Source organism: Luteococcus sp. (genome assembly GCF_043424415.1).
GTDB lineage: Bacteria > Actinomycetota > Actinomycetes > Propionibacteriales > Propionibacteriaceae > Luteococcus.
Genome location: NZ_JBHWOO010000037.1, coordinates 1 through 9,945, shown reverse-complemented (window position 1 = coordinate 9,945; position 9,945 = coordinate 1). Strand labels below are relative to the sequence as shown.

11 protein-coding genes are annotated in these 9,945 nt (G+C 68.6%); 6 read left to right on the top strand and 5 right to left on the bottom strand.

Annotated features, from left to right (window positions below; translation table 11 throughout):
• Positions 1–36: 36 nt before the first annotated feature.
• Positions 37–486 (bottom strand): methylmalonyl-CoA epimerase, encoded by a 450-nt coding sequence (gene mce / locus ACHFFZ_RS01925; RefSeq protein ID WP_394274978.1) that lies wholly within the window; start codon positions 484–486, stop codon positions 37–39.
• 218 nt (positions 487–704) lie between these two features.
• Between mce and ACHFFZ_RS01920 the strand changes: the two genes are divergently transcribed.
• From ACHFFZ_RS01920 to ACHFFZ_RS01910, 3 genes are read left to right on the top strand one after another with little or no spacing between them, the layout of a single operon-like run.
• The gene (locus ACHFFZ_RS01920) at positions 705–854 is read left to right on the top strand and encodes a hypothetical protein (RefSeq protein WP_394274977.1); all 150 of its coding nucleotides are present in this window, start codon (positions 705–707) and stop codon (positions 852–854) included.
• Between the two features lie 31 nt (positions 855–885).
• On the top strand, positions 886–1,440 hold the full coding sequence (locus tag ACHFFZ_RS01915) for a PH domain-containing protein (protein ID WP_394274976.1): 555 nt from the start codon (positions 886–888) through the stop codon (positions 1,438–1,440).
• A gap of 36 nt (positions 1,441–1,476) precedes the next feature.
• Positions 1,477–2,394: an NADPH:quinone reductase gene (locus ACHFFZ_RS01910; protein ID WP_394274975.1), complete on the top strand. Its 918-nt coding sequence runs from the start codon at positions 1,477–1,479 to the stop codon at positions 2,392–2,394.
• Between the two features lie 153 nt (positions 2,395–2,547).
• Here ACHFFZ_RS01910 and pgm read toward each other — a convergent pair whose 3' ends face one another.
• Positions 2,548–4,179, bottom strand: a complete 1,632-nt coding sequence (gene pgm, locus ACHFFZ_RS01905) for a phosphoglucomutase (alpha-D-glucose-1,6-bisphosphate-dependent) (protein ID WP_394274974.1) — start codon at positions 4,177–4,179, stop codon at positions 2,548–2,550.
• A gap of 82 nt (positions 4,180–4,261) precedes the next feature.
• On the opposite strand from pgm, the gene ACHFFZ_RS01900 reads away from it, so the two are divergent.
• Positions 4,262–5,194, top strand: a complete 933-nt coding sequence (locus ACHFFZ_RS01900; protein ID WP_394274973.1) for a tetratricopeptide repeat protein — start codon at positions 4,262–4,264, stop codon at positions 5,192–5,194.
• Positions 5,195–5,506: 312 nt separating this feature from the next.
• Positions 5,507–5,812, top strand: coding sequence for a hypothetical protein (locus ACHFFZ_RS01895; RefSeq protein ID WP_394274972.1), 306 nt, complete (start codon positions 5,507–5,509; stop codon positions 5,810–5,812).
• Here ACHFFZ_RS01895 and ACHFFZ_RS01890 read toward each other — a convergent pair.
• Positions 5,806–7,179, bottom strand: a complete 1,374-nt coding sequence (locus tag ACHFFZ_RS01890; RefSeq protein WP_394274971.1) for a serine hydrolase domain-containing protein — start codon at positions 7,177–7,179, stop codon at positions 5,806–5,808. The genes ACHFFZ_RS01895 and ACHFFZ_RS01890 overlap by 7 nt on opposite strands.
• Positions 7,180–7,330: 151 nt before the next feature.
• On the opposite strand from ACHFFZ_RS01890, the gene ACHFFZ_RS01885 reads away from it, so the two are divergent.
• Positions 7,331–7,900 carry an SH3 domain-containing protein gene (locus ACHFFZ_RS01885; RefSeq protein ID WP_394274970.1) on the top strand — a complete coding sequence of 190 codons (570 nt, stop codon included), beginning with the start codon at positions 7,331–7,333 and terminating at the stop codon, positions 7,898–7,900.
• 83 nt (positions 7,901–7,983) lie between these two features.
• Here ACHFFZ_RS01885 and ACHFFZ_RS01880 read toward each other — a convergent pair whose 3' ends face one another.
• Both ACHFFZ_RS01880 and glgB read right to left on the bottom strand, forming a co-directional pair.
• Positions 7,984–8,760, bottom strand: coding sequence for an NUDIX domain-containing protein (locus tag ACHFFZ_RS01880; RefSeq protein ID WP_394274969.1), 777 nt, complete (start codon positions 8,758–8,760; stop codon positions 7,984–7,986).
• Positions 8,761–8,763: 3 nt separating this feature from the next.
• A partial coding sequence (gene glgB, locus ACHFFZ_RS01875; protein WP_394274968.1) for a 1,4-alpha-glucan branching enzyme occupies positions 8,764–9,945 on the bottom strand: 1,182 nt, incomplete at its 5' end.

Genomic DNA, 9,945 nt, shown 5'->3' with positions numbered 1-9,945 from the left:
TCACTGGAGCGCCGCCGTCCGGCGGATGGGTCTGGGTCAGTGCTGGGCGTCAGCCGGGGGCTGGGTCAGCTCGAGCAGCACGCCACCGGCATCCTTGGGGTGCACGAAGTTGATGCGTGCGCCGCCGGTGCCGGTCTTCGGCTCCGGGTAGAGCAGGCGCAGGCCGCGCTCGCGCAGGGTGGCGCAGACGGCGTCGATGTCGGCAACGCGGTAGCAGAGCTGCTGCATGCCGGGGCCGCCATTGCGGGTCAGCCACTTGGCGATGGTGGAGTTCTCGTTGAGCGGCGCCAGCAGCTGGATCTGGGCGCTCTCGGGCTCCTGGGTGCCGGTGCCGAGCATCGCCTCGGCGACACCCTGCTCCTCGTTGACCTCCTGGTGGAGGACGCGGAAGCCGAACTTCTCGGTGTGGAACTTGATGGCCTCGTCGAGGTCGGCGACGGCCAGACCGACGTGGTCAATGCAGATGAAGAGATCGCTGTTGTCCATGACCCAACTCTTTCACAGGCCCGTCCGGCGGACGGAGCTGGGGCACGCATTGTGGCCGTCGACCTGCCGCCCCTGCAGTCGTGGTGCAGACTTGGCCAGCGTCACCGTGCCAGAACCGGTGCTCGTGCGGCATAGTTGACCTGACCGCAGACTGCGCTCGCGCTTGCGGGCCGCGCCTTCCCCATGACCCCCGGGTCACGTTGAACGAGGAGAACACCATGCCCGAATGGGTCAAGAAGATCCTGTGGACGCTGCTGGTCGCCTTCATCATCTACTACATCGCCACCGAGCCCGAGGAATTCGCCAGCGGCGTTCGCTCCGTGGTGGCCGCCATCGGCCGTCTGTTCAGCGCCCTCGCCGGCAATTGATGCCCACCGCGCCCCACTACGGGTTGGTCCGATGAGCCTGCTCTCGCGCTTCCTGGCGCCCGAGGTTGACCGTCACCTGCTGGTCGACCAGGGGGAGTTCATCATCGACGAGGTCGCCAAGCACTGGGTGACCGTCGTGCCGCCCTCGCTGGGCATCCTGGCCTGCCTGCCGATCTTCTGGTTCATGGGGTCCCTGGGCACCTTCTGGTGGGTGGGCCTGCTGCTGGGCCTGGCCCTGTTCGGCTACTGCATGGTCCGCATCCACATGGAGTTCATGGACCGCTTCGTCATCACCAACATGCGCGTCTTTCGCGTCCACGGGGTGCTCGACCAGCACTTGGCAACGATGCCGATGACACGAATCCTCGACATCTCGGTCTTCCAGCCCTTCCTGGGCCGGATCCTGGGATACGGCCACTTCGTCTTCGAGTCCGCAGCCCAGGACCAGGGCCTGCGCGACATCCGCTTCGTGGGAAATCCCGAGAAGCGCGACCTCACGATCCAGCGGGTCATCCAGCGTGCCGGCCTGCGCGCCCAGTTGAAGGCGGCCGAGTTCGACGAGGACGAGTTCGACGACTGGGAATGACCGGTCCCGGACTCACGTCTGCCCTGAGGAGACTCCTTGCCCGACCCGACGATGATGCAAGCGGCGTGGTACGAGCGTCCCGGCCCGGCCGAGGAGGTCTTGCAGGTGGGCCAGCTGCCGCTCCCGGAACCCGCGCCAGGAGAAGTCCGGGTCCGCCTGCGCCTCTCGGGGATCAATCCGGGCGACATCAAGAAGCGCACCGCCTGGAAGGGTGCGGCGCTCGCCCACCCGCTCATCATCCCGCACAGCGACGGCGCCGGGACCATCGACGCCGTCGGACCCGGCGTGGACACCGCGCGCTGTGGCGAGCGGGTCTGGGTCCACGGCGCCCAGTCCTACCGGGCCTTCGGGACCGCCGCCCAGTACACCTGCGTCCCCAGCGACCTTGCCGTCCCGCTGCCGCCCTCGGTCAGGGAGGAGACGGGGGCCTGCCTGGGTATTCCCGGCATCACGGCGCACCGGGCGGTCCATGCCGGCGGACCGGTGCGCGGACAGAGGGTGCTGGTCCACGGCGTGCTGGGGGCCGTCAGTTCGATGGCTGCCCAACTGGCGGTGCGTGCCGGGGCCCGGGTGGTCGGCACCGTGCGCCGGGGCTCCCAGCGTGAGCAGGTGACCCTGCCCGGGCTGGCCGGCGTTGTCGCGCTGGACGACCCGAGTGCGGCCCGCCAGGTGGTAGAGATCGCCGGCGGGAAGGTGCACCGCATCATCGAGGTGGACCTGGCCGGGAACCTGCCCCTCGACCAGCAGGTGATCGCCAACGGTGGCACCATCGCCGCCTATGGCAGCCACGAGACCCACCCCAGGCTGGACTTCTGGCCGCTGCTCTTCGACAACGTCGTGTTCCGTCTGCTGGGCAGCGACGACTTCCCGGCCCAGGCCAAGCAGAAGGCGGCCCGGGAGCTGACGGCCGCGGCCGCCGACGGCCAGCTCACCGTCGGGCACGTTGAAGTGTGAGGTCGCCCGGGCCCATGACCTGGTGGACCGGGGCTCGGCCGGGCGCGTGCTGCTGCAGATCCCCTGACGTGCTCCGGCCTTGACCCGCAGCTGCTCCGGACGCGACGGTGCCCCGGACCGCGAGTGGTCCGGGGCACCGTCTTGGGGCGTCGATCAGCCGTTGAGGGCGGCGTTGACGACCTCCTTGGCCTCGGTCTGGATCTGGGCCAGGTGCTCGGCGCTCTTGAGTGACTCGGCGTAGATCTTGTACTTGTCCTCGGTGCCCGACGGGCGGGCGGCGAACCAGCCATTCTCGGTGGTCACCTTCACGCCGCCGATGGCAGCGCCGTTGCCGGGGGCCTCGGTGAGGATCGCGGTGATCTTCTCGCCGGCCAGCTCGGTGGCGGTGATGTCGGCGGGGGAGAGGGCCTTGAGGCGGGCCTTCTGCTCCCGGTTGGCGTCGGCGTCGATGCGGGCGTAGTAGCTCTTGCCGTACTTGGCCTCCAGCTCCGCGTAGTGCTGGCTGGGGGTCTTGCCGGTGACGGCGAGGATCTCGCTGGCCAGCAGGTCGAGGATCAGGCCGTCCTTGTCGGTGGTCCAGGTCCGGCCGTCGAGGGTGAGGAAGCTGGCACCGGCCGACTCCTCGCCGCCGAAGCCCATGTCGCCCGAGATCAGGCCGGGGACGAACCACTTGAAGCCGACCGGCACCTCGACCAGCTCACGGCCGATCTCGGCGGCGACCTTGTCGATCATGGAGCTGGAGACCAGCGTCTTGCCGACACGGGCACCCTCGCCCCATCCGGGACGGTGGGTGAACAGGTACTGGATCGCCACAGCGAGATAGTGGTTCGGGTTCATCAGGCCGGCATCGGGCGTGACGATGCCGTGACGGTCGGAGTCGGCGTCATTGCCGGTGGAGATGTCGAACTTCTCGCGCTGCTGGATGAGGCTGGCCATCGCGTCGGGGCTGGAGCAGTCCATGCGGATCTTGCCGTCGGTGTCCAGCGTCATGAAGCGCCAGGTGGGATCCACCTCGGGGTTGACGACGGTCAGGTCCAGGCCCGACTTCTCGGCGAGGTACTGCCAGTACTGCACCGCCGCGCCGCCCATCGGGTCGGCGCCGATCCGCACGCCTGCCTTCTTGATGGCCTCCAGGTCGATGACGTTGACCAGGTCCTCGCAGTAGGCGGTGCGGTAGTCGAAGCGGGTCACCTTGCCCTCGGCCTCGTCGTGGGCCACCTTCTTGATGCCCGACGGGTCACGCATCAGCTCATTGGCGCGGTCGGCGATCCAGCCGGTGGCGTCGGTGCCGGCGGGGCCGCCGTTCGGCGGGTTGTACTTGAAGCCGCCGTCGCGGGGCGGATTGTGGCTGGGGGTGACGACGATGCCGTCGGCCAGCGCGCCGTCGGTGTCGCGGTTGTGGACGATGATGGCCCGGCTCACCGCGGGGGTGGGGGTGTACTCGTCCTCGTTCTCGGCGCGCACCTCGACGCCATTGGCCACGAGGACCTCGATGGCGGTCTTCCAGGCCGGGAGGCTCAGGGCGTGGGTGTCCTTGCCGATGAACAGCGGACCGCTGGTGCCCTGCTCGGCGCGGTACTCGACGATTGCCTGCGTGGTGGCGGCGATGTGCAGCTCGTTGAACTTGCCGTCCAGGCTGGAACCGCGGTGCCCGGAGGTGCCGAAGACGACCTGCTGGTCCACAGTGCTCGGGTCGGGGGTGATGTCGTAGTAGGCCTTGAGGACCTCGTCGACGTTGATCAGGTCTTGTTCCTGGGCCACCTGCCCAGCGCGTTCATGTGCCATGACCCCATCCTGCCGCGAACCCGGTGACGAAGACAGTCGAGCCGGGAATTGGTCGTGCGCCGGGCGTGGAAGAATTGGGGGCATGACTTCCGAGAGCTTCAACCGTCCCGGCGCCGTCGACCTGTCGAGCCTGGCCGCCCAGCAGCCGGCCGCCTCCCACGGCGGCCCCACCTCCACCGGAGCCGCCGGTGGCAGCTTCGTCCAGCAGGTGGGCGAGCAGGACTTCGACGCCGTGGTGCAGAAGTCGGCCACCCACCCGGTGATCATGGAGCTGTACTCGCCCCGCGCCAATGCCCAGGAGCTGTCCGACGTCCTGATCGAGGCCACCAACCAGGCCGGCGGCCGCTGGCTGCTCGCCCGGGTCAACATCGATGCCGAGAGCCGCATCGCGCAGGCACTCGGCGTGCAGTCGGTGCCCACCGTCGTGGCCGTCATCGGCGGACAACTGATGCCGCTCTTCCAGGGCACCAAGCCCGCCGACGAGGTGCGGGCCTACCTCGACCAGGTGGCCCAGGTGGCCGTCGCCAATGGCCTGACGGGGCGCGCCCAGCCCGTCGGGCCCGCCCAGCCCGCCGAGGGCGGGGACGAGCAGCCGAAGGCCGATCCCCGCTTCGCCGCCGCCGACGCCGCCCTCGAGAAGGGCGACTACCAGGTTGCCGTCGAGGAGTTCCAGAAGGTGCTCGACCAGAGTCCCGCCGATGCCGAGGCAACCCAGGGCCTGGCGCAGGCCAAGCTGCTGCTGCGCTCCACCAGTTTCGATCCGCAGAAGATCGTGGACACCGCGCTGGCGGAACCGACCAACTGGGCCGTGCAGATGGATGCGGCCGACCTCGAGCTCATCAACGGCGACCCGAAGGCCGCCTTCGACCGGCTGCTGCAGATCATCCGCGAGACCCGCGAGGACGAGCGCGAGGCCGCCCGGATGCGCCTGCTGGAACTCTTCGACGTCGTCGGCAAGACCGAGCCGACCGTGCTCAAGGCACGTCGTCAGCTGTCGACGGCGCTGTTCGCCTGATCGGGCGATGACGTGCGAGGGCGCCGGGGACTGGTCACCAGTCTTCTCGGCGCCCTCGTGCTGACAGCTTGCGGGCAGGTGCAGGAGCCGTTGGCGGCCGTCCCGAAGGATGACCGCCGGCCAAGCATGCCCGTGGTCTCGCCGACGCCCTCAGGCCGGCAAGGGGTCGACCAGCAGGTGGCAGGGGAGTGGCCCCCGCAGTGTGGGGCTGCCGACGGGGGCCTCGTGCTGGGATGGTCCGCCGTCGAGACCGGCCTCGGGCACCGATACCTGACCCTGGCGGTGCGCAACTGCGCGAACAGACCCGTGTCGGTGCCTGCCCGAGTGTCGCTGACAGCCCGGGATGCCGAGGGGGTGCAAATCCCGCTGGAACTCCTGTGGCAACCGTCCCGGATCGACACTGAGGTCATCCCCCGCGGCCTGGTCTTCCTGAGCCTCCACTGGATGAGCAATGGTCACTGCGAGCGGGGCGCGGCCTCCCTGACGGCCAGCCTTGCCGGAGTCGAACACACGGCGACAGGATGCCTCCAGCTGGGCAACTTCGAGACCGACGAGGCCTTCAGCGACAACTCCTCCGAGGTGCGGATCGGTTGGACCAGGAAACCTCAGGCTCAGTGACGCTCCCGCCAGGCCTCCTCCGGCCAGCTGGTCATGCCGCCCTGGCGCACCGACCGAACCCGGCCGTGGGCGTCACGGGTGAACAGGTAGTCCTCACCGGTGGCGCCGTAGGAGTCCTCGGGCTCTGCGCGCAGGGTGCAGTCGTCCACCACCTTGAGCACGCTGGCGTCCTCGTGAGGCGTGGTGCTGGAGGCGGGGATGGCGTAGAGCCGGGTGCCGAGCAGGGCGATGTCCTCGATGCCCCACAGGCAGCAGTAGCGGCCGGTGAAGGATGTCGGGTCGATGCCCTCGGGAACCTCGGCGGGCCCGGGCCCCTCGGCCTCGACGATGCGGTCCAGCAGGCGCACGATCTGCGTCGCCCACTGGCTGGCCGGGCCGCCCAGGGTGTTGGTGAGCACGCTCACACACAGGCCTGACTCCGCGTCGAGCCAGCTCTGCGTGATGTGCCCGGGCCAGCCGCCCGAGTGACCGACGAGCATCCGGCCGTTGACCTCCACCATCTGGAAGCCGAGCCCGTAGAAGCGCTCCCCGCCGCGGGTGATGCGTGACTCGCGGCGCTGCATCAGCCGCTTCGACGCATCACTGAGCAGCTCGTCACGGCTGAAGGAATGGCAGGCGAGGTAGCGGGTCACCTCCTCGGCGGTGGAGTAGAAGCCGGTGGCGGCCGCCTCGGCATTGCTGGGCACGTCGTCGATGACGGCCCGCTCGTCGGCTGCATCGAGGCGGATGCCGTGCGCACCCGCGAGTTCACCGCGTCGCCCTGCCGGAACCTCCGGCCCTGTGCTGACCAGCCCCAGCGGATCGACGATGTGCTCGATGACATAGTCCTTGTAGGACTGGCCACTGACCGCCTCGCTCACCAGCCCCAGCAGCGAATAGCCGATGTTGGAGTACTTGAAGTGCTGGTTGGGCTCGAAGACGGCCTGCTCGCGGGCGAAGGCGAGCACCCCGTCACGGTCGGGGAAGTCGCCGTCAAGCTGCCAGTAGTCGGAGTCGGAACCGTCACGGTTCACGCCGGACTGGTGTCCCAGCAGTTCGCGCACCGTGACGCGCGCCATCGGGCTGCCGGCCAGCTCCTCGATCCACTGCTCCACGGCATCGTCGAGCCGCAGCCGACCGGCCTCCACCAGCTGCATCACGGCAGTCGCGGTGAAGGTCTTGGAGTGCGAGGCGATGTGGAACAGGTGCGCAGTGGTCAGGCCCGCGCCGGTGCGCAGGTTCGAGCTGCCCAGGGCGAAGCTGGCGCCCAGCTCGTCGCCCACCCGGATGGCCACCTGGACCCCAGGCGTGTGCGAGAAGTCGCGCTGGCGCTCCAGCCAGCTCTCCAGGTAGGGCGCGGTCTGCTTCACGATGTCGATGAGGTCCACGACGGGAGAGTAGCGGCAGCAACCTGCCAGCCAAGGACCGACCCCTGGGCTCCAAAGCAGTCCAGCCACAGCACGCAACCAGCCCCCTGCCTGGCACGTATGCACGGTGAGGCCCCAACCCCCCCCGGGGCCCACGACGAAAGGTAGACCGATGACTGCCACCACCCGCCGTATCCCCACCCTCATCCTCGCCGGCACCATGGCTGCCGGCGCCGGGCTCGCCGTGAGCGCCCCTTCCGCCGCGGCCGCGGACACGTACCCCACGGGGGTCGTCACTGCCAGCCGGCTGAGCGTTCGCGAGGTGCCTTCCACTGACTCCACCAGCTATGGCACCTTTGCCAAGGGCAAGAAGCTCACCCTGCTGTGCAAGGTGACCGGTCAGTCCGTCGGCGGCAACTCCACCTGGTACCAGCTCCCCGGCGAAGGTGCGATCTACGTCTCGGGCCGCTACATCGCCACGAAGACATCGGTGCCCCAGTGCACCGGTACCGGCGTCGTGAAAGCGACGCTGACCGCCGACCAGTGGATGCGTCGAGCACCCAGCACGAGCGACGCGAAGGTGCGCGTCGCCAAGAAGGGCACTGTGCTCACGCTGCGGTGCGGCGTGTCCAAGGGCCTGACGGGCAAGTGGTTCTACACCAGCGATCGCACGTGGGTGTCCGGCGCCAACCTCAAGGGAGCCAGCCTGGTCACCAAGCCCGGTGAGTGTCTGCGCCACTGAGCAGTGACGTCACGTGATCGAGCACGTCAAGGCCCGGGATCTGCACCTGACCGTCGCCCGGCGGGGTGTGGATCCCGGGTCGCTCACCCGATCGCGACGCCGTCCTCGCTGAAGCCGGTGAAGCCGCCCAGCACCAGACTGAGCCGTCGGCCCGAGATCTCGGAGACGCGAGAGACGACCTCGGCGGGATCGACCCAGTGCAGCGCCTTGATCTCGCGCGCCTCGGGGACCAGCGAGGCCACCTGCTCGTCGGAGAGCACGCCGGCGTCGTAGATGAACTCCAGCGCGTCACTCCAGCCCAGGCTCGGGGGCATCCAGTCGACCAGGACAGGGGAGCCCAGCTGCACGTGCAGCCCCAGCTCCTCCAGCACCTCGCGCTCGGCCCCCACCCGCGGCGGCTCGCCCGGCTCCACGACACCACCGGGCAGCTCCCAGTCCTCCTTGTAGGTGGTCTCCTGCAGCAGCACCTGACCGAGCTGGTTGCGCAGCACGACGTGGCCGATCAGGCGCTTGGTGGGAAGCACCGTCTCCATCACCGAACTGAAGCCCATCGGGCCATAGACCACGTCACCGGCCAGACGGGCGTAGAGCAGCACGTCCACGAAGACGCCATCGGCAAGGCCCATGCCGTGGCGTCGCACGCCCTCGCGCCGGAAACCGGCGCGGTGCAGCGCAGTGCGGGCCATCACGTCGGTGGCAGGGATGGCGACCTCCACCCGGCGCACCTCATGGCCGAGCAGCACGTCGTCGGCGGCGAGGCTCACGGCCTTGGCCAAGGTCTCGGGATCGACGGCACCATTCCAGCCGATGACGCCGACCCCGTCGTTGACCTCGACCGTGACCGTGAACTCCTCGGCCATGGCTCAGGCGATCCCGGTGTCGCCGGGCAGCTGCGCGGTCGCCTCGGGGTCGTACTTGAGCCAGATGGCACCCAGCGGCGGGATGCAGACCGTCGCACCGGCGCCGTCACCCCACGGTGCGGCACCGCTGCGGGCGATGACCTGGCCGTAGTTGCCGTAGTTCCCGTCGCCGTCGTAGACGGGGGCATCGGTGTTCAGGACCTCGCGCCACACACCGGGCTTCGGCAGCGAGATGCCGTAGGTGGTGTGCGGGTTGGGCGAGAAGTTGAACAGGCAGGCCACCATCGAGCCCTTCGAGTCCTTGCGGACCCAGGCGAAGACATTTCCCTGGGCGTCGTCGGCCACCACCCAGTCGAAGCCTGCCGGATCATTGTCCAGCTCGTAGAAGGCCGGCTCGCAGCGGTAGATCTCGTTCATGTCCTTGAACATGCGCTTGAGACCGCCGTGGCCCCACATGTCGGCCGTCCACCAGTCCAGCCCGCGGGACTCGCTGAACTCGCTGCGCTGCGCGAACTCCTGGCCCATGAAGATGAGCTGCTTGCCCGGGAAGGACCACATGAAGGAGTAGAAGGTGCGCAGCGTCGCGAACTTGCGCCAGTCGTCCTGGGGCACCTTCTCCAGCATCGAACCCTTGCCGTGCACGACCTCGTCGTGGCTGATCGGCAGCACGAAGTTCTCCGAGTAGGCGTAGACCATCGCGAAGGTCATCAGGTGGTGGTTGTACTGGCGGTTGAACGGGTCGGCCTCCACATAGCGCAGGGAGTCGTTCATCCAGCCCATGTTCCACTTGAAGCCGAAGCCCAGGCCGTCGTGGTGCACCGGACGGGTCACACCGGGGAAGCTCGTGGACTCCTCGGCGATCATCAACACACCCGGGTGGCGCTCGTAGAGGTGCTTGTTGGTGTACTTCAGGAAGTCGATCGCCTCGAGGTTCTCACGGCCACCGTAGACATTGGGCACCCACTGGCCCTCTTCGCGGGAGTAGTCCAGGTAGAGCATCGAGGCGACGGCGTCGACGCGCAGGCCGTCGATGTGGAATTCGCTGATCCAGTACAGCGCATTGCTGACCAGGAAGCTCTTCACCTCGTTGCGGCCGTAGTTGAAGATGTAGGTGCCCCAGTCCATGTGCTCGCCCTGGCGCGGGTCGGCGTGCTCGTACAGGGCGGTGCCGTCGAAGCGGCCCAG

Bases quoted from the DNA above. Each gene is read 5' to 3' on its own strand.
- mce (WP_394274978.1), bottom strand. From the start codon at position 486: ATGGACAACAGCGATCTCTTCATCTGCATTGACCACGTCGGTCTGGCC.
- ACHFFZ_RS01920 (WP_394274977.1), top strand. From the start codon at position 705: ATGCCCGAATGGGTCAAGAAGATCCTGTGGACGCTGCTGGTCGCCTTC.
- ACHFFZ_RS01915 (WP_394274976.1), top strand. From the start codon at position 886: ATGAGCCTGCTCTCGCGCTTCCTGGCGCCCGAGGTTGACCGTCACCTG.
- pgm (WP_394274974.1), bottom strand. From the start codon at position 4,179: ATGGCACATGAACGCGCTGGGCAGGTGGCCCAGGAACAAGACCTGATC.
- ACHFFZ_RS01900 (WP_394274973.1), top strand. From the start codon at position 4,262: ATGACTTCCGAGAGCTTCAACCGTCCCGGCGCCGTCGACCTGTCGAGC.
- ACHFFZ_RS01885 (WP_394274970.1), top strand. From the start codon at position 7,331: ATGACTGCCACCACCCGCCGTATCCCCACCCTCATCCTCGCCGGCACC.
- ACHFFZ_RS01880 (WP_394274969.1), bottom strand. From the start codon at position 8,760: ATGGCCGAGGAGTTCACGGTCACGGTCGAGGTCAACGACGGGGTCGGC.